Genomic DNA, 20,718 nt, shown 5'->3' with positions numbered 1-20,718 from the left:
TTTTTTTACTATTATATTTTTTTTTTTTTTTTAATTTTGTTTATTTTGGTTTTGTTCTTTTTGTATGAGTTATAGTTCATGTTTTTAATACTGGTCAAGGTTTCGGTGTTGGACATGTTGGGCATGGCTCTGGTGTTGGACAAGGTGTAGGTGTCGGACATGTCGGACAGGCTTCTGGCGCCGGGCAAGGTGTAGGTGTCGGACATGTTGGGCAGGCTTCTGGCACCGGACATTCTGGGCACTCTTGAGCAGGCTGTTCCTCTCTTCCTGGTAATACTTGTGGTACTTCTGGAGTTGGAACTACAGGGGTTGGAACCTCAGGGGCTGGTGCTACGGCTTGGCATTGCACTCCTCCAACAAACGGAAAATAATGAAATTCAAATCCACTTGCAGCATTTACGGCAAAAGCTCCTAAAGCAGCATTTCCACTTACATGGCCGCCTGTAGGATGTGCATGAAACATAGCCTGTGGCGCCAGTATACTTCCCCAGATATCAGAAGACTTTTCCATATAAATATTAGATGCATCCTCAAACACATACAATGTCTGATTGGCCTTATTTCTTTCCCCATAAACACCGTATTGCAAATGAGCATTTGCTCCTGTCCTCAGTCTTACAATAACAGTACTTCCTTCTGGAACTTCCGCACGTATTCCTTTGTTGATTAAACCATTTGGCCTAACATCAATAAGAAATACATTCTGTACAGGGTCATTTCCTCTTAAAATCCATTCGTAATTATTATCCACCACTCTTCCATTTGGAGTTAAATTTTCAATACAGTTTTTATAGTATCCGATGCTTTCCCTTGCATCGCTAAAAAATCTTGGTATATTAGCACCTATCCTTCCTGCTGGTATATATCTTGGTACATCATAACTAGGGACTACGTAGTGATCACCTTTATCTGTAGGTGTCCAATATTTGCTACCTCCACTATTTTGGTACAAAAACTTCAGTTCCTGCATACCATCAGTCGTATTATCTTTTCCTATTAAATAAGTGCTTCCCTTAGCTGCACGGAATCCACCGCCAACAACCACATGACCGATGACAACCAGAGGTCCGGTCATAGATACATTACCTCCAACTAAAAATCGTACTAAATCCGGTGAGAAACCTATTTCTCTATTATCTCTGCCATAACCAACACTTAACCCTCTTGGGCTGTAAAAATTTCCACCTATAGCAACAGGCCCTTCAATATCTATAATGTTGTTGGCATCATTAAATACAATAACATTAAATCTGGAGGCTGTACCGAAAGGCTGACCTTCAATATCATCCCAGTTTATATCATCGTAAGGTAATCCAGCACTATCCATTGCTGTAGCACTAATACTGATATTATCCATATAAACTCCTTTAAATCGCTTGAATTGCAACATATTTTATTCTCATTTTATTTTATTCCAGTGGAAAAAGTTAGTGCAAGATTCTATGCAATCGGAGTAAATTTTATGATAAAAAAACTCTTAATCCAATATCGGTGCTGGTGCAATGCACCACGCCCCAATACTAGACAAAGAGTCAAAAAAGATAACCTTTATGCTATACTTCTTATTCAGATCTTAACGCTTCTACTGCATCTTTTTTAGATGCCATTCTAGCTGGAATGTGTCCACCTAAAACTGTTAAAATTGTACTAACTACAACAAGTAATATTGCATGTTCTGGCTTAAGTGTTGCCACATTTTCCAAACCTGTCATATCGTATAATATGGAGTTAATAGGGAAGGTTAGTAACCATGCAATGAGGATACCAAGTAAACCTGAGAAGACACCTAATATAAATGTTTCAGCATCGAATACACGTGTAATATCTTTCTTTCTAGCACCAAGTGCTCTTAATACCCCTATTTCCTTTGTTCTTTCAAGCACGGATGTGTACGTAATAATGCAGATCATAATTAAACTTACTACTAATGATATTGCTGCAAATGCAACTAATACAATTGTTATGGCATCCATAATACCGCTTGTCATACTCGACATAGTACCTGCCATATCTGTATAAACGATTGCATCATCTGCATCTTTGTCTTCGTTATATGCATCTAAATATTCAAGTACAAGATCTTTGTTTTCAAATGTTTCTGGATACACCATGATTATATAAGGTATAGATGTTCCACCAAGATACCCTAAAAATTGTGACTTAGCATTATCATCCGCAAATTTTTCCATTGACATTACATTAACATCACTGTCTTTTTGCGCTTTAACAATATCGGAGTCTTTATTTAATTCAATGAGTTTACCAGCTAAATCATCACTGTAAGCAATACCCGTTGATAATAACCCTATTGTAACATCTGATTTCTGTCTTACTACTGCTGAGATTTTTATGGAAATAGCATTTTTAGAATCATACATTGTCTGATAATCGTTACCAGGTAAATAATTACCCATATCAGACATTACATAATAATCATTGTTTGGAATGATTTTCATCTCTGTTCCAACTATATCATCTAGATTGATGGTTTCAACATCTTTCGTGTCATATCCTAAAGCTTCCATAATGCCTTGTGCAATTCTGTTCTTTTCATCGATTACTAAAACCACTTCGTTATCGTTAGCTGGATACTCACCTGCCAATACGTCGTAACACTTTTCAAGATAAGATTCACCAGTATCTTCTAACTGTTTCGGATATGATGAAAGACCTAATGATATGGAAGATGATGACATCATGGATGACATATCATTACTGCTAGATGAAGAAGATATACTAACTGGCACCACTCCATCATCGGTTTCTCTTACCATGTTAAGATTAACAAGTCTAGTATAACCTAAGCTACCACAGATTTCTGGATCAATCTCATTAAGATACTCCATAAATTCATCTGTGAAAACATTCGTATGCAGCATCGTATTCTCAGATGGGTCATACAGATATACCTTGTCTGTATCTTCATACTCTGTTGTTCCTTTCATCGCAGCCATCCGCTCATCTGCTAACTTCTGCATCGTTTCTTCATCTATCTCTTGGGTTGTCTGAGAAATAATGATTGGCATATCTGCCATGGCATCGGATTGGAATTGTAATATCTGATCTTTAAAACCTGATGATAAACTTAAGATAACTGCAATACCTATAATACCTATACTTGACGCAAAAGAAGTTAAGAATGTTCTTCCCTTCTTAGTCTTTAAGTTATTAAGAGATAAGCCTAGGGCTGTTTTAAACTTCATGGCAGTTTTCTTAAGATTAAACTGATCCTCTTTCGGTCTTTCTTGATGAGGGTGTGTATCATCTATGATATTGCCATCTTTGAATTTAATAATTCTGTCTGCATAATCCTGCGCTAAATCAGGGTTATGAGTAACCATAATTACAAGTCTGTCCCCAGCAACTTCCTTTATAAGATCCATAATTTGAATACTTGTGGCAGTATCAAGTGCACCTGTTGGTTCATCACATAAAAGTATTTCCGGATCATTGGCAAGTGCTCTTGCTATCGCAACTCTTTGCATCTGTCCGCCTGATAATTGATTTGGTTTCTTATGCAAATGGTCCTTAAGTCCAACTTGCTCTAACACTTCGATTGCTCTTTTATGTTTCTGCTCTTTGGATACACCACTTAGCGTCATACCAAGTTCAACATTTTCAACAATACTAAGATGCATAATAAGATTATAACTTTGGAATATAAAACCTACCGAATTATTTCTATAGGCATCCCAATCATTATCTTTAAAGTCTTTTGTTCTCTTACCCTTGATTACAAGATCACCAGAGTCATATTTATCAAGCCCGCCTATAATATTTAGGCATGTTGTTTTTCCAGATCCACTTGTACCTAGAATAGCTACGAATTCCTTTTCTCTAAATGCTACACTGATGTCATTAAGGGCTACTGTTTCCATATCACCCACATGGTAAACCTTGCGTATGTTCTTTAGTTCTAACATATCTACCTCCCGTTTACAATTAGCCTATTTTCATTTATCTATGATTTGTATATCTTATTCTCAATACATTAATATGTCAATGATGTTTATATTAATTTAATGAATTGTTCAATTAATTTAATAAATTTCTACTTTAATAAAGGTATACCACTCATTTTAGTGAATGATATACCTTTTATTTTGCAATATGTAATCTAAAATATATTATAAAAATAAAAGCAAGCTAACTGCCATTACCATCATACCTGCAATCAATCCATATATCGACAGATGGTGTTCTCCATATTCTCTTGCAGCAGGAAGCAGTTCATCTACGGATATAAATACCATTATTCCAGCCACTCCTGCAAATATAATACCAAATACCGTATCACTCATAATAGGCATTAGAATCAGCCATCCAACCAAAGCACCAATAGGTTCTGCTAGGCCTGATAAAAAAGAATAATAAAATGCCTTTTTCTTAGAACCTGTAGCCTGATAAATCGGCACTGAAACAGCAATTCCTTCTGGTATGTTGTGTATGGCAATCGCAACAACAATCGGTATTGCAATACCTGGATCCTGCATTGCTGAAACAAAGGTCGCAAGTCCTTCCGGAAAATTGTGGACAGCAATCGCTATCGATGTAAATACCCCCATTCTCATCAGCTGGTTTGTTTTGGGTACTTCCTCATTTTCTGCTTCCACACTCTTAACCTCATGGGGATTTTCTTCTGAAGGTATCAATCTATCAATAAGGGCAATTAAAAACATTCCTCCAAAAAATGCAACAACAGTTACCCATGAGCCTGCCCGTTCTCCCATTTCTGTAGTCAATGCATCCTGCGCTTTAAAAAATATCTCTATCATAGATACATATATCATAACACCTGCTGAAAAACCAAGGCTTATTGACAGAAATTTTTTATTCGTTTTTTTAGCGATAAAAGCAATGCAACTACCAATTCCTGTACTAAGCCCAGCCAACAGTGTAAGTACAAATGCAAATATAACATTATTCATCATCATTCACCTTCCTTTCTTTTGTATTTTCGTTTTAGGTTAGTTATGCCTAACTCAATTATAAGGGTAGAATTGACTTTTGGCAACCCTATTTTTTTGCAACTTAGTCACACTAAAACGCAAGAAAGTAGAAGGGATATTGTACGAATAGCTATTTACCTTTCACTGGATGTACTTTGACTTTCATACAGTCTTTATACTTTTCAACGGAAATCATAATTGACAATTCAAACATTTCCTTTTCTAGCCACTTAGGAACATGGTCACAGATAATCTCCAGGCTTTTGAATTTCTGTTTTTTAAGAAACGGTAGCAATATTTGTTTTGAATTATATGAAGTGTTGCCTTTCATAACCTCCCGCAAATCCGTATAGAATATGCCCTGTCGCTGCTCATGAATTGCATTATGTTCCAGCGGTACTTTCTGACCTGTTCTCTGATGCTGCCAACATTCTTTGATATCATCTAAAAATTGTTCCGGTTTTCCTTCAATCTCAAGCATTGATACCTGTCTCTCCTCAAAGCCGATATAATGGACTCCTCTGATTCGGTTTACAACTAGAATCTTGCAATCTTCAAGCCAATCACAAATATCCTTTATTTTCTCACGGAGAATATCCGCATTTATAACACCCTTCAAATCATGTTCCATGCACTTCTTTTCAAACCACGCACCGTTCTCTTTTGAATAAATACAAAGGCTCCCATTCTTTTCAAACCCTGATGTTTTACCTTCAGAATCAACCAACACAGCTATTTCCATAACACCCCTCCAATGGTTGCAAAACTCTGTTTAGGTGTTCATAGCTTCTTAGCTGACGTACTATAACACGAAACACGCTACACACCTAAGTACTTCTAAGTGTGTACAATACAGTCGTCTAAAAGGTACGGAACCGCCTTCGATTCGGCATCCTGCCTCATCTCAGGCTGGCTCGGCTTCCTTGCCTCGCCTTCCTAGGTTTTTCTGTACACCCTAAGAAGTACTATAGTTGTTTCACTATCGTTTCTTTATTATAGTACGTCAGCTAAGAAGTAAATCTACAGTATCTAGAGTTTTGCCTTTCTACTATATTAATACACGATTACAAGAACTTTTATAATTTCTTGAGACTACATACAGGCTGCTCCACAACCAGAACAGTCACTACCAGGGCTACATTTTTTCTCCTTATAACTTCCATCATACAGGAAAAGGAATTTACAAGTATTTATATCAAATGACATACTCTCAGCACCGCTATCAATAGTAATACTATTACTCTCAAAACTAATTTTCACTGGAAGTTTTACCATTTCATTTGTCAGCATATCCAGTCTCAATTGTTGGTATATCATTGTTCTTTCTCCGGTTACTTTATTATTTACTACTATGTCACTATTGGTAGCAATGCTACGCAAATTACCATCAAGGTAAAAATTAACGGAGTTATTATCCGCATCCATTCCTAATGCATTTTGATCAAATGCAACAATATCCCCAATGGGTGTTGGTACCACCACGGCTCTGGCAGGTTCAAAGGATTCTAAATTCCCATTTTCATACATTCGCAAGCCGATACGAACCGGGTAAGACCCTAGTGGAGTATCTATATCAATATTTTCCCTCGGCCACAGAATTATACTTTTGATTTCTCCGGTCTGATAAAATCTGAGACCGATTATCTTTTTCTGAAACTTAGCAAACGTTAAATCAAGTTCTAATTCCTTCAATAGTTGCTCTTCATCTTCTTCTGACCAGCCAAATCCAATCTGTCCATTAAGCGGAAACAAACTGTTAATAGCTCCATCTTCATAAAAGGTGATAAGTTCTGATGATATGGTACCGATTGAAGTAGCAATTTCTGTTTGCTCTTCTAGGGAAATGCTCTTAATATTACCATTTTCATAAAATGATACTGCTTTGTTATCCTTTTTTCTCTCGTCTACACCTTTGTATCTTGGAATCAATGTATTTGGTCCTATGCAGATTTCGTTATATTCTCCTAGTTTACACTCCTTCATCTCACCCGAAGGATACGTAGTATAACTAGTTATTCCTTTTAAATTATATTTCATTTCAGCAATCATTGAGTCAACCTCCTTCATTTACATAAGCCTTGTTATAGTTACGATTCAAATAATTCATCCTCCTTCGCTACATTTTCTTTTGCCGTAATTTCTTCAGGTTCAATTTTATAAACAGCAACTGACCTTTTATCATGGGAAGACCGATAATGTTCCACCACAGTGGAAGGTATCTTACTTTTATAAAACCCCGGCAAATATTTCTCAACAATCAACTGCAGTACTTGTGCACTTTCCGTATAATCCTCTACTTTTTTGGCATAGCCGAATATCATAACACTCATATAAGCAGTATCCGCATGACAAGGTACCGGATCTTTAACAGTTCCAACTTCTTCATATACAGTAAAACTAACTTGTGGCTCTTTCATCAAAAGTTCATTCTTTTTGCCCGATCCCATACCATGAAAATAGATTCCTCCATTATGCCATATATAATTAACCGGCACTGTATATGGATATGTTTCCCCTTGCATTCCAATCACACCGATTCGGGTCTTTTCAAGAAATGCTTCTATCTTCTGCCTATCAGAACAATTTCTTTGCTTATAACGTACTTCTTCCATTATATTTCCTCCTCTTCATACATAACTGCAAGCTTCGTAAGAAACATTTTCATCCACTTGTTATCCTGTTCGATATAATCATTATGTGCGGTTATTACTTCCGCAGATTGTACAAACCTCTCAGGCACCATCTCATCACTGCAATTTTTGATAAGATCTTCAATAATAGTCATGGTATTTTCCAAGTGAAATTGAAAACCATAGACTCTTTTTTTGTATATGTACGCCTGATTCTTACACCCTTCATTCGTTGCTATTAAGATTGCTTCCTTAGGAAGGTCAACAAAGGTATCTCCATGCCACTCAAAAACAATCGGTGAAGAAGGTAAGAAAGAAAACTCGGGATAATCAGATATATTTTCACATAATGTAATAGGAAACCACCCTATTTCTTTGTGTTGATTCCTTATTACTCTCCCTCCAATAATATCAGCAATCAATTGTGCTCCAAGGCAAAGTCCGATTACTACCTTTTTCCTCTCAATTGCAGTCTTTATAAACTCTTTCTCTGCCCTTAACCATGGATAGCTCTCTTCTTCATAGATGTTCATGGGCCCACCCATAACAATCAACCAATCGAATTCATCCAACTCAGGCAGAGTCTCGTTCCTGTAAAGGTGAGTAGCGGAAATGGGATACTGATTTTCCTTCGCCCAGGAAAGTATACTCCCTGGATTTTCAAAAGCTATATGTTGTAAATAATGGATTTTCATATAAGTCCCAACCTTTCTCATCTTTCAATTATTATATAAATTTGTCTTGTAAATTCGGTGTTGTTCCATTATTGTAAAGTTTAATCATATGATATTGAAACCCTATATGAATCATCTATAGATGAATTAGTATAAAGTCTAAGTACAGCTTCTTTTAATCCTTCTTCAATCAAGTTATAGGTAATATAAATATCAATATCCTTCTCTTTTAACGCATCGGATGGGCATGCTCCAATTTTCATACATATTACACAATTGCAATCTTCAATTGTTTTTATCAACTGATAAATTCTTCCTGCCGCCTTCTCTTCCATGCTTCCATGGCAATACTGTTCCGTTTGTCTAGTCTCAACAAAATTTACGACATCATCCTTATAATCATAGATATAGAATTTAGTTGCTTGCCCAAAATGCTGATCAATGAGTTTACCATTCTTAGAACATACTGCAAATCGATAGCTAACCGAATCCGTTTCAATTTTAGTCGCATTTGAACCATTACCATGTTCATTAAACTCTATCGGTATTCTGCTATTTAGTGTTTCCATGGTTGTAGAATTGCATGGTTTACAATAATAAGATTGTGGAAGAATAGATTCACATTCTTTTCTAAGATCACTCAGTCCATCACCAGTGTAAGCTTCCAAGCCACTTGGATTACCTTCACCACTTGTGACTTTTTGGAGGATATTCGTCATTTTGCAGCCACATTCCTTAGCCGCATAAACAATTTCTTTTATCTCAGAATCATTGATTCCTTTCACCACCTCTATGTTCATTCTTACTGAAATCCCCATGGATGCAAGATAACTAATACCAGAAATCTGATTCTGAAGTAGTATATTAGCGCCTTCGACACCGTAGTATCTATGTCCTAGATAGGTTATATAGTTGTAGATATTGGCTCCTATCTCTGGACTAATCGTATTCACTGTGACCGTAACATAATTAAAACCCAACGAAATAAGATGGTTAGCATATACCGGAAGCATCAACCCATTGGTGGATAGACAAAGTAGTGTCTCAGGAGATGTCTGTCGAATAAGTCTAGCGGATTCCTTTAGCACTTCAAAATTAGCTAATGCTTCGCCCGGTCCCGCAATTGCCGCAACTGTAAGGTTTGGCATACTTTTCTTAGCCTCCAGTAATCTTTCCATTGCCTCATAAGGGGTAAGTACTGTGTTTACAGCATCCGAACATACATCACCTGAGCAAATGCTTTGGTGTAAACTATAATTAGAATTGATGTTACTTTCCGATGCTATCGGTAAATGTATGATAGCATTATGAAAATCATAGTTATTAAAGCAAGGATGTCTGCAAACACGTTTGTTGTTATAACTGGAATTAGAAGTATTACTGTTATTCATTGCTTTACCCCCTCACTTATGCGATATGTAATATCTTACAATATATCATAAGTTTTCCCAAATAGGTAGCCACAGTTATTATTTTATTTGATACTTACCACACATTTAGAATTGGTTCTCTATTATGCTTATACTCCATATCTGCAAACCAGGTGTTCGCAATCTCTTCTGCTAAAAGCATGGCTCCCTTATATCCAACAATCGGGTGACGATACATACCTGCTCTGTCATATACCGGAAATCCAACTCTTACCATTGGGATGTTGTAATCAATGGAAATATATCTACCTTTGGAATGCCCCATAATCATATCAACTTCCAGGCCTTCATTTTTAATTCGGTTTTCTAATTCCCATAAATCTGCATTCATTATAACTTCCATTTTATAATCCAACTTTTCCTGAAATTCTAAGATCCGAGGATCCGTTTTATACTTGGAGTTATCATCACCCAGTAGCAATAGCACTGGTTTCATCTCCATATCCAGACAAAACTGTGCAAGACCAATTACAAGATCAGGATTTCCGTAGATTGCCACCTTCTTATCCGCCAGAAACATATGCGTTACATCTGTAATTGCATCAAGGGCGATTCCTCTCTCATAAACCAAGGATTCTGGAATAGGCTTACCTGTAACATCGCTGAGTTTCTTTAAGAATGCATCCGTATTTCTGATACCAATTGGTGTCGGTCCAATAATCGCAGGAATTTCAAATTCATTCTCTAGATACCCTGCTGCCTTTCCACCCTCGTAATTATTTAGGGCAAACGTAGCTTTTGCATTCGCCGTATCCCTTAAATCTTCGATAGTAGTTTCTCCATGCGATACATAATTACCGCTTGGCATAAGTGGAGAATCAAATGCTTCTATCTCAAAAAGTACATTTGCTTCAATCTGCATTTCTGTCAGTAGATGTTTTAGTTCTGTTACATCTCCAGGATTAACCCAGCCTGTTATCAAATTAATCCTATCCGATGGTATGTCTTTCTTTGCAAAGTATGCCACAAACTCTTTAACAGCAATATCATAACCAGATACCATACTCCCCACAAAGCTAGGTGAATGAATCGGTATTAAGTGCACCTCACGTCCTGCATACTTTTCTTTTAAAAGTCCTTTATTCAATTTTCTAACAACACCATCAATATCATCACCGATAACCTCAGTAGAACAAGTTGAGATGATTGGGATTACTTTTACATCTGGATATCTCATAAGAAGAACATCTACTGCTTCTTCAACTCTGTTCAGTGCACCAAATACTGCACCATCTTCATGGAGGGAGGAGGAAGCAATCTCAAAACTTTCTTTAAAATGTTGTGAAAATAATAATCTTACAAACATTACGCAACCTTGACCACCATGAACGATTCCAATACAATCTTTAATTCCGATGCTGGCATATTGAACACCACAGGGCTGACAGGTAAATATGGGATTAATTACTCCCGCACGCTCTTTATTTTTCACATCACAGTACATATAATTCCTCCTTCTAATAATGCGGGTCGGTAAGTTCTGCATTCAATGAGCCTGATATAAGCAAATAATCCAAGCGTTCCCTTAAACCCTGCATAATATTTTTTAAGTCTACTTTATCTATTTCAGATACCCATGGAAATCTATTTTTATAATTTTCCGCCAAATAAGCTGCATCAACAAAATAACATTTTTGTTCCGGAGTATCATTTTCAACAGGTTCTCCACACAATATCTGCGTCGTTTTCTGAATGATGTTTTCATTCTGTCTTTCTCTGTCCCATGCCCTGGAATGGAACTGCCACAGGCATTTCTTCATGATAAAATCAAGTAATAACTCAACTCTCTCCTTCGTTAAATCATCCATTACACTTCACCTCCATTATATTGCTGAGAGCTCTCCAACAAGATCACTCTTTCTGGAGAATTCCGGATACTCTCTTTCTTTTATCCTCTTTAGTGCATCGTAATCTCCTGTATATTCTCTAAGTACAGTCGAGTTCTTTATCTCATCACTTAAGCCTACATCGGAAATCAGTCTCTGTGTCATAAAGCCCTTATCCGTAGATATCTCATCCTTGCTGATGTCTAAGAGGGCTAGCTGATGTATTGGTGAGTAGATACCATTATAAACATCACGTGCGAATCTTACCCAACCTTCATATCCCTTCCAAGGTCCATTATGATATGCATGTGCATTCAGATACGGTACACGAATTTTCTTAGCTACTTCACCCGGTCTCTTTCCAGTAAAGATGATGTCTGGCTGTAGCATATCCATAGCTTCCATACCTTCAAGTTCATTCGGATCATCAATTGCAAGAGCACCTTCCTCACATCTTGAGATTCCCTTCTCCATGTCTCCCTGGTGCCCGAATTTGGTATAAACCGAAACTACTTCAACACCCATTTCCTCATGAATTACGTTGGCCCAATGCCACAGTTTAGAACCACCTGGCCACAGGCAAACCTTTTTGCCCTTCAGTCTTTCCTTATACCAATCTAGCTCCGGTTTCCATCTATCGGTCTCTTCTTTAATAATTGCCTCCGCACGATCCTCGATACCAAAGAACATCGCTATCTTTCTAAGGGAACCGCTAAGAGGCTCGAATCCAAACCCGTCGATATCAAGACGTGGTATTCCATACCTTACTCTCAATTCATTACATATATACTCTGCAGACCTTGCACACTCTAAAACATTCAAATGTGCTTTATGCATTGCACGTAATCCATCATAGGTTCCATTACCCGTAAATGTAGACAGTACCTGAATTCCCATTCTCTTAAAGTAATCCTGCATAACCTCTTGATCACCCTGGATATTGTACTCGCCTACATAATTGATTACATAGTCACTGGTAATCTCCGGCTCAACGGTTCCAACCTTTTGATTAATCCATGCAATATTAATCTTATGATGGCCTCCCGACTGACTCGGACCTCCAAATCCGGGAGAATTACATACAAAGATATCAACATCAGGCATTTCTTCCATGACTTCTGCTGCAATCGCATTGATATCATCACCGATTAATGCAGATGCACAGGTCTGGTAGATTGTCATTCTCTTTATATTAGGAAATGCATTAAAAGCTTCAATGATGTTTTTCTTTAGAAGTTTTTCTGCACCAAATACGATATGTGACTCTTTCATATCAGTAGCATAAGTATACTTTAATTGGAAGTTATCATTATCACTGATATATCTTTTCGTCTGCCAAGTATCATAGGTACAACCTATCGGCCCATGGCTCATATGTATAACATCTTTCATCGGTGTTCCGATTACATGCTTCGCACCACAATAGGCACAGCCTCTCTCTGATATCGATCCAGGGATCGTGTTTAAATATCCTAGAGGCAAAGCATCCGACAGTGTTTCACCGGGTCCTTTGATTACAGCATGCTTTTCTCTCTCCGGTATACATTCACTACATTTAAACAAATGATATGGCATATTTTAACCTCCTCTTTCTAATGATGATTAATTTAACGCATCTACTCCTTGTTCATCCGTTCTGATACGAATTGCATCCTCTACGGGACATACAAAAGTTTTTCCATCACCAATCTGACCTGTCTGATTCACTTTAATAATTGCATCTAGTACTACATCTACTTCATCATCAGGTATTACAATTGATAGATATCGCTTTGGGATGTATTTCATTCCGCCATGTTTGTTCTGCTCAAGAATACCTGATCTATATTCAATATTAACTTCGCCCTCCAGCCCTTTTTGCTTACCGCGACCAAGTACAGGTATGGCGGTCAAGCTTGGATAACCAAGCTTAACCAAAGCCTCTTTTGTTGCACTTACTTTTCTAGGTCTTATGATTGCAATAATTTCTTTCATAATCTTCACCTACAATTCTTCTGCTCCGGTTCTAACCGTAAGCGCTCTGTCTACTGAGGTAATGAATATCTTACCATCTCCAAAATTACCGGTATAAGCCTTGTATTTGATCAACTTTAGTATTTCTTCAACATCTTCATCCGTGACTACAAGCATCAGAATTGTTTTGGGAAGTTCATCATAGCGGACCGCACCAATCATAATACCTTGCTGTTTTCCACGACCAAATGCATTGATCTTTGTCATTGAGTTAAACCCTGCTTCTGAAAGTGAATCTGCAATTTCATCTGCAACTTCGGGACGTACAATTGCTTTTAACATTTTCATAGGAATTGCTCCTTTCAATTAGTCGGTTATACCATATTTAACTACCATTGTTTCAAGTTCATCCATTGTAAGTGGTTTCGGAATAACCAAATTCGTGTTTTCAATAATCTTGTGTGCCAGCTCACCATATTCTTTTGCCTGATTTGTAGTTGCATCATAATCAACTACAGTCTTTTTATTAAACTCCGCTATTTGCACAATATTATCTCTTGGTACAAAATGAATCATCTGTGTGCCAATGGCTGCCGTAAACTCTTCAAGAAATTCTTTCTCACGATCAACCTTACGGCTATTGCAGATAATACCTCCAAGGCGTACACCACTTTGCTTTGCATACTTTAAAAGTCCCTTACAGATGTTATTAGCAGCATAAATTGCCATCATCTCACCTGAAGCTACAATATAAACTTCCTGCGCCTTACCATCTCTGATCGGCATTGCAAAACCACCACAAACAACATCTCCTAGTACATCATAAAATACAAAATCCAAATCATCTGTATAGGCCCCATTCGTTTCCATCAAATCGATTGCTGTAATAACTCCACGTCCAGCACAACCTACTCCAGGTTCTGGTCCGCCAGATTCAACACATCTAATGTCGCGAAAACCATTCTTTATAACCTTATCATTCGTTACCTTTTCAGCTCCTTCTTCACGAAGAACATCCATCAGGGTTTCTTGTGGCTTTCCTCCTAAGATGAGACGTGTTGAATCAGCCTTAGGATCACATCCATGAATAAAAATCTTCTGATCATAATAGTGTGCCATTGCTGCTGCTGTGTTTTGCTGTGTCGTTGACTTACCAATACCGCCCTTACCATAAAACGCTAGTTTTCTCATGATTAAATCCTCCTTAAAATTTTTGTATTATATTGATGTATAAAAAAAAGGCATTATATTAATCGAAATTAATATAATAACCTCTTTGTTATTCTACTAACATTATTGAATTACTCGTAACTTTGTCGTTTTGTATTGTTTCGTCTTGTTTGTTTTATTTATTCGTTCAATATTATCTTGTTTTGTTCTGTTTGTCATATCTTGTTTGTATTAATAATGATACTATATCCTGTCTGGTTTTAACCGTCAATGTAATTTTAGCATAAACATTTCTGATAATTTATTCGTTTTATGTAATATATTTACTTTTCATTTCCCTGTTGTCACATTTATTCACGTTTATCACACAGTGATTGTAATTGATATGTTAGACGTTCTAGAATTTACTCAAATTTTCAAGAACATATATATAACAAAATATAAGATTAACATGTAGATGATTTATTTTTTTATATAAAAATAAGTGTAATTACTTAAGTAAATTTAACTACTCAAGAATTACACTTCTACCATACCAAAAGGAGATTTCCTACTTCCAAATAATTTTTCCTGTTTCTGATGTGTCATATCGTCCAAAGCTCTGTAAATCCATTTTAAATGCATCGGAAGTTAGTATCTCCATAATCTGCTTATAAGGTTGCTTATCGGCATCCGACAGACGCATAATAAGGTCATAGCATTCCATTTGAAGCGGGATAAAATCCACTCCACTCACGTTCATCATTCCAGTTTCGCTTCCTATTCCAATATCAGCTTCTCCGTGTGATATTATGCTTGCAACCGCAAGGTGTGATTTACATTCATGGTGATAGCCTTCAATATAATCACCTATCACTCCCATAAGACGTAATTTTTCATCTAACAAAACTCTAGTTCCACTACCTTTTTCTCTATTTACAATGGAGATATCCGTCCTTTTTAAATCAGACCAACCGACAATTCCTTTGGGATTGCCCTTCTGTACATAAAATCCATGCCTACGCTTTCCTATTCGTATAATTAAAGGAGAAATTCCAGGCATCATTTTTCTAACATACGATATATTATATTCATCAAGCTCCCCATCCCAAAGATGCGCAGTTGCAACGTTGACGCGTCCTTGATACAAAGCATAGATTCCATTGTAACTGGCAAGGTGAGACCTATATATCTGAAGGGTCTCTACATATATACTCAAATAATTAGCCAGTAAATCCAGGGATATATCCTGACCGCATATAATAAATTCATTGCCTCTGATATTTTCATCAACAACATGGGTATAGGACGGTTTCTTAATCAATTTAGGATGTGGATTATTCCCTGCCACGAAATCTTTTGTATTAAACATTGTCGGACTGCTCCCACCATTCAGATAAGCCTCCACTTCACTACGGCTTATTCTTACTTGTTTACCGACTTTTGAGGAATTCAGCTCCCCACGCTTTATCAATTCATAAACCGTATTTCTTGAAATCTTCAATATATCAGCAACTTCTTGAGCATTTAGAAGATCATTATCCATACAGACAGCCTCCACTCCATTTTATATCATTTTACTCATAATTATGCACGCTTACTATTCGTTTTGTATTGTTTCTATTCGTCTATCCCAAGCATCCATATAATAACATAATACAATAGCTCTGACAAGCAGTATATATAGTGCGCTCAATACAGCAATTGGTTACCAACAATCTCATCTAATGGCCAAAAAACAATTTATTTTCTAAATCCATAACATCATGGTTAGACATATTTAATATAATAAATAGAATGAATATCAATTGACAATAAAGATGCAAAAATATAATAAGTGAGGTTGTATAATGGAATCAATGATTATGGTAGAACCAGGTGTTAGGCTATATGTAAACGATATTAATCCGTCAGGTGATAAAACAATTATTTTTCTTCATGGTTGGCCTGCCAATTACAGACTATTTGAATATCAATATAATATTCTGCCACATATGGGATATCGTTGTATAGGTATTGACATGAGAGGATTCGGTAATTCAGATAAGCCTTGGAGTGGCTACAATTACGACAGCTTAGCAGATGATGTATTACAGGTTATCAAAACCCTGAATTTAAATAATGTTACCTTGTTAGGACACTCTACATCCGGAGCTATTGCTATCCGGTACATGGCGCGACATAACGGTTTTGGTGTCTCAAAACTTGTGCTTTGTGCTTCCGCCGCACCTAGCCTTATACAGCGTCCAAACTTTCCTTACGGGCAGAAAGCAGAGGACATAGAAAACGTTTTTATTCAGGGAGCATATAATGACCGTCCTGAAATGTTAGAAAACTTCGGTAAAATATTCTTCTATAAGCAAGTGTCACCGCCACTTTCCGATTGGCTCTTCCAAATGGGATTGCAGGCGGCTAGCTATGCAACGATTGCTATTTCTAAAGATTGGATTTCAGAAGAATTATTTAATGATCTTCCAAAGATACATGTTCCAACGTTAATTATGCATGGTATTCATGATCAAGTTGTTCCGTATGAGTTGGGTGTTATACAAAATCAGGGAATTAGGAACTCGAAACTGATAACATTTGAGAACAGTGGCCACGGATTGTTCTATGATGAACTGGATAAATTTAATTGGGAATTGACGCAATTTGTAGGATGACTTATTAATACTTACCCCACATCCTTAATGAAAGGATGTGGGATCAAAGGTAATAACCGTATAATATGTGCCTTCTCCTAAATCATTAAGTGCCTTCTCCAATGCAGACTTAATGGTATTCTCTTGTCCTCGCAGTTCTGTCGGAAAGGCAACGTCAAAAATCAAATTGGTGTGTTCCTCGCCAGGAACCATTCGAAAATCGTGGATGGACATCCGTTCATCCTTGACTTTCAAAATTGCTGTCACCAAATGGTACAACCGTTCTATTTCCGGATTGTTGGTGACCACAGGATCATAGTGAATTACCAAATGAACGCCGTAGCTTTTGTAACATTCCCGCTCCATATTATCAATCAGTTCATGGCAAACCAGAGCATTTTCATCTTTATCCATTTCCACATGGATACTAGCAAACCGTTGGCCAGGTCCGTAGTCATGAACCATTAGATCATGACACCCCAAAACCTTAGGACAAGAGGTAATGTACTCTGTAATCTGCTCCTGCAACTCTGGGTTTGCACCCTCACCTAACAATGGCGAGATTGTCTCCTTTGCAAGGTTAACACCACTATAAAGTATGAACAGAGCAACTGCCAAACCCATAAATCCATCAATCTGCCAAGTTGTAAAATATTCTACCACTGCTGCAACCAAAACAGCACTCGTAGTAATTACGTCATTTCGACTGTCTTCAGCAGTAGCAAGCAAAGCAGTCGAATGAATCATCTTACCCATTTTACGATTAAAAAGGAAAAGGCACATCTTTACCAATATAGAACCTAACAAAACACAAGCGGTAACAATAGAAAATTCCACAGCAGTTGGATTCAGTATCTTTCCCACCGAACTCTTGGCCAATTCAAAACCAATGAGGATAATCATCACTGCTACTCCAAGACCTGATAAATACTCAAACCGAGCATGACCATAGGGATGATCTGCATCAGCAGGTTTCTCAGCTAACTTGAAACCAACCAAGGTGACGATTGAGCTTGCTGCATCAGAAAGGTTGTTCAGTGCATCCGCAGTAATTGAAACAGATGCTGCTAGAATTCCCACAACAAATTTACTCCCAGCAAGCAACAGATTACATACAATGCCCACCAAACCAGACAGCTTACCTACGGCTGATCGCAATTGGGTTTCCTGAATATCATGGTTGTTCTTTATCAATAAACGAAGGAAAAATTCCGTTATACGAGATTTCTCCAATAAATTATTGTCTATCTGTTGGTTCAATTTTTGATTGTTTTGTTTCATGATAGTTGCCTCCGTTTTACTGAAGATAATTCTATGCTACGTACATATTGGGATATGTTTATTCCATAAAACAAAAAACATCCATGGAACAATTAGTAAACTACTGTCCCACAGATGTTGCATTCACCTGCTGCCATTATGAGGCCCGGCTTCATGGAAATTCCATCGCCTGTTCAGTCTGTACTGTAGATTATATGCAGTGCAAAGAGTGTTTTGTTTATAATATTATAACAAAATATATATGTCAACAGCAACTTCAAATTAACTATTCTTTAAGGCCTCTAATTATTCCTTAACAGACATACTATCTCTACAGATTTTGAGAAGAATCATCTACTTCGATAATTTTTTGTTGAATTATTTGAAGTACCTCCTCTCTGTCCTTCAAACTTCCTACAATATCATACTTTGCAGCCTCAATAACTAAAAGTGGTGAAAGATTATATTCTGAGAAGTAATCCTCGTATTCCTTATTAAGATTCTCCCAGTAATCTCTTTCAACTATCTGCTCATAGTCACGCCCTCTTTTCTTAATGCGCTCTATTGCGGTATCCGTATCAATTTTAAGATAAATCATAAGTTTAGGCGCCTCTACATGATCTAGCATATTGGTCAAAAGATCTTGATATAATATAAATTCATCCTTCTCCATATCCCCCTCTTCATAGAGCAATTTAGCAAATATCATATCACCATAGATACTTCGATCCATGAGTCTTGCTTCTCCCGCTTCGGCGGCCTGTTTCAGCATCTCAAATCTTCGATTGAGAAAGTATATCTGAAGCGGAAAGGCATATCTCTTTCTATCATAATAGAACTTGTCCAATAAAGGATTCTCCTGTACAGGCTCTTGAAAACAAGGTACCTTCATCTCTTCTGATAACATCTCCATATACGACGTCTTTCCGGCACCGACAACAGCATCTATAACAATTGTTTCATTGGGCTTATTTTTTTTAATCATGTTAAAAAACTCCTTATACACGAACATCCTCCTTAGGTTTCTCCATTTAATAAAATCTATTCAATACAAATGCTTCTTACCTTATGTTGTATTATGTTGTAAAATCTATTACTTTATTCAATATATACAATATATTGTATCATGTCAACTGTTTTCACCATTATATTGTGTTTTCAATCTAGAACAATACTATAATGGATATACATCTCTTCTACCGTAATCTGCCTATTTACTTTAACAAGCGCAAATGGTAAATTATACTATGTAGCATACATATAGTTTTATATTCAGCACAATAAATAGTTCATAAAACCAGCTATTATTGTAGAAAAGGAGTACTAAAATGAAACATTTATTTGATTCATATAAATTGAAAAATCTTGAACTAAAAAATAGGATTGTTATGCCACCCATGTGCCAATATTCTGTTGATAAGAAAGATGGCATAGCTACAGATTGGCACTTTTTGCATTATGTCAGTCGAGCTGTAGGTGGTACTGGCTTAATTATAATTGAAATGACAGACGTTGAACCAGATGGTAGAATTTCAGATTATGATTTAGGTTTATGGACAGATGACCAAATTCCTGCCTTGAGAAGAATTGTGGATGCGATTCATGAACAAGGAGCAAAAGTAGGTATTCAAATTGCTCATGCAGGTCGAAAAGCAGAAGATGCCAAAGTACCTGTTGCTCCTTCTGCCATACCATTTGATGAAAATTATAAGACTCCACGTGCTTTAACTACTGAAGAAGTGGAAGATATGGTCGAAAAGTTTAGAAAGTCAATTCAACGTGCACTAAAAGCTGGTGTCGACACCATTGAACTTCATGGTGCTCATGGCTATTTGATTCATGAATTTATTTCTCCATTAACAAATAAACGAGAAGATAAATACGGTAAAGATAAGAATTTATTTGCAAAAGAGATTATTAGAGCAGCGAAAGAAGAAATGCCCAAAGACATGCCTTTAATGATGCGTATTTCAGCAAAGGAATACGTAAAAGATGGTTATGGCATTGAAGAGAGTATTCAATTTTGTAATGAATTTTATAAAGCAGGTGTCGATATCTTTCATGTATCCTCTGGTGGAGAAGGACATATGGGATCTGGAGGAGCTCCTGGTTCACATTCAGGTTATCAAATACCCCTTGCAAGAAAAATCAAAGAAGCACTTAATGTTCCTGTAATAGCAGTTGGAAGATTAGATGATCCTGAAC

At 36.9% G+C, this 20,718-nt stretch carries 19 protein-coding genes and 1 riboswitch; of the genes, 2 read left to right on the top strand and 17 right to left on the bottom strand.

What is annotated here, in order from left to right; genetic code table 11:
- Positions 1-94: 94 nt before the first annotated feature.
- The 15 genes from ACW2QF_RS01505 to ACW2QF_RS01435 form a co-directional block, all read right to left on the bottom strand.
- Entirely contained in the window at positions 95-1,357 is a 1,263-nt protein-coding gene (locus ACW2QF_RS01505) for a collagen-binding domain-containing protein (RefSeq protein ID WP_455714223.1), read from the bottom strand.
- Positions 1,358-1,562: 205 nt separating this feature from the next.
- A complete protein-coding gene (locus ACW2QF_RS01500; RefSeq protein ID WP_455714222.1) occupies positions 1,563-3,923 on the bottom strand; it encodes an ABC transporter ATP-binding protein/permease in 2,361 nt (786 codons plus the stop codon).
- 204 nt (positions 3,924-4,127) lie between these two features.
- Positions 4,128-4,934, bottom strand: a complete 807-nt coding sequence (zupT, locus tag ACW2QF_RS01495; protein WP_455714221.1) for a zinc transporter ZupT — start codon at positions 4,932-4,934, stop codon at positions 4,128-4,130.
- A gap of 145 nt (positions 4,935-5,079) precedes the next feature.
- Positions 5,080-5,691 carry a Fe-only nitrogenase accessory AnfO family protein gene (locus tag ACW2QF_RS01490; protein WP_455714220.1) on the bottom strand — a complete coding sequence of 204 codons (612 nt, stop codon included), beginning with the start codon at positions 5,689-5,691 and terminating at the stop codon, positions 5,080-5,082.
- A 350-nt stretch (positions 5,692-6,041) separates the two neighbouring features.
- Entirely contained in the window at positions 6,042-6,998 is a 957-nt protein-coding gene (locus ACW2QF_RS01485; protein ID WP_455714219.1) for a hypothetical protein, read from the bottom strand.
- A 38-nt stretch (positions 6,999-7,036) separates the two neighbouring features.
- Positions 7,037-7,561 (bottom strand): pyridoxamine 5'-phosphate oxidase family protein, encoded by a 525-nt coding sequence (locus ACW2QF_RS01480; RefSeq protein ID WP_455714218.1) that lies wholly within the window; start codon positions 7,559-7,561, stop codon positions 7,037-7,039.
- Positions 7,561-8,274 (bottom strand): type 1 glutamine amidotransferase, encoded by a 714-nt coding sequence (locus ACW2QF_RS01475; protein ID WP_455714217.1) that lies wholly within the window; start codon positions 8,272-8,274, stop codon positions 7,561-7,563. The genes ACW2QF_RS01480 and ACW2QF_RS01475 overlap by 1 nt, the downstream gene beginning before the upstream one ends.
- Before the next feature lie 80 nt (positions 8,275-8,354).
- Positions 8,355-9,644, bottom strand: a complete 1,290-nt coding sequence (locus tag ACW2QF_RS01470) for a NifB/NifX family molybdenum-iron cluster-binding protein (RefSeq protein ID WP_455714216.1) — start codon at positions 9,642-9,644, stop codon at positions 8,355-8,357.
- Positions 9,645-9,738: 94 nt separating this feature from the next.
- Complete coding sequence (gene anfK, locus ACW2QF_RS01465; RefSeq protein WP_455714215.1) at positions 9,739-11,127, bottom strand: Fe-only nitrogenase subunit beta; 1,389 nt, start codon at positions 11,125-11,127, stop codon at positions 9,739-9,741.
- A 13-nt stretch (positions 11,128-11,140) separates the two neighbouring features.
- The gene (gene anfG, locus ACW2QF_RS01460) at positions 11,141-11,491 is read right to left on the bottom strand and encodes a Fe-only nitrogenase subunit delta (RefSeq protein ID WP_455714214.1); all 351 of its coding nucleotides are present in this window, start codon (positions 11,489-11,491) and stop codon (positions 11,141-11,143) included.
- Between the two features lie 15 nt (positions 11,492-11,506).
- Positions 11,507-13,084: a nitrogenase iron-iron protein, alpha chain gene (gene anfD, locus ACW2QF_RS01455; protein ID WP_455714213.1), complete on the bottom strand. Its 1,578-nt coding sequence runs from the start codon at positions 13,082-13,084 to the stop codon at positions 11,507-11,509.
- Positions 13,085-13,111: 27 nt separating this feature from the next.
- Complete coding sequence (locus ACW2QF_RS01450; protein ID WP_455714212.1) at positions 13,112-13,483, bottom strand: P-II family nitrogen regulator; 372 nt, start codon at positions 13,481-13,483, stop codon at positions 13,112-13,114.
- Between the two features lie 9 nt (positions 13,484-13,492).
- On the bottom strand, positions 13,493-13,810 hold the full coding sequence (locus tag ACW2QF_RS01445) for a P-II family nitrogen regulator (RefSeq protein ID WP_455714211.1): 318 nt from the start codon (positions 13,808-13,810) through the stop codon (positions 13,493-13,495).
- A gap of 18 nt (positions 13,811-13,828) precedes the next feature.
- A complete protein-coding gene (gene nifH, locus ACW2QF_RS01440) occupies positions 13,829-14,653 on the bottom strand; it encodes a nitrogenase iron protein (RefSeq protein WP_455714210.1) in 825 nt (274 codons plus the stop codon).
- A gap of 529 nt (positions 14,654-15,182) precedes the next feature.
- Complete coding sequence (locus ACW2QF_RS01435) at positions 15,183-16,157, bottom strand: substrate-binding domain-containing protein (RefSeq protein WP_455714209.1); 975 nt, start codon at positions 16,155-16,157, stop codon at positions 15,183-15,185.
- 304 nt (positions 16,158-16,461) lie between these two features.
- On the opposite strand from ACW2QF_RS01435, the gene ACW2QF_RS01430 reads away from it, so the two are divergent.
- Positions 16,462-17,274, top strand: a complete 813-nt coding sequence (locus ACW2QF_RS01430) for an alpha/beta fold hydrolase (RefSeq protein WP_455714208.1) — start codon at positions 16,462-16,464, stop codon at positions 17,272-17,274.
- A gap of 24 nt (positions 17,275-17,298) precedes the next feature.
- Here the strand turns inward: ACW2QF_RS01430 and ACW2QF_RS01425 are convergent, their stop codons facing one another.
- Positions 17,299-18,534, bottom strand: a complete 1,236-nt coding sequence (locus ACW2QF_RS01425; RefSeq protein ID WP_455714207.1) for a cation diffusion facilitator family transporter — start codon at positions 18,532-18,534, stop codon at positions 17,299-17,301.
- A gap of 101 nt (positions 18,535-18,635) precedes the next feature.
- Positions 18,636-18,721: riboswitch (NiCo riboswitch) on the bottom strand.
- A 123-nt stretch (positions 18,722-18,844) separates the two neighbouring features.
- Entirely contained in the window at positions 18,845-19,498 is a 654-nt protein-coding gene (locus ACW2QF_RS01420; protein WP_455714206.1) for a deoxynucleoside kinase, read from the bottom strand.
- Positions 19,499-19,841: 343 nt separating this feature from the next.
- Between ACW2QF_RS01420 and ACW2QF_RS01415 the strand changes: the two genes are divergently transcribed.
- On the top strand, positions 19,842-20,718 hold an 877-nt coding region (locus tag ACW2QF_RS01415; protein WP_455714205.1), incomplete at its 3' end, for an oxidoreductase.

It is taken from the genome of Anaerosporobacter sp., assembly GCF_965301125.1.
The sequence above is the reverse complement of the archived record's forward strand: the minus strand, read 5'-3'. Positions and strand labels throughout refer to the sequence as shown.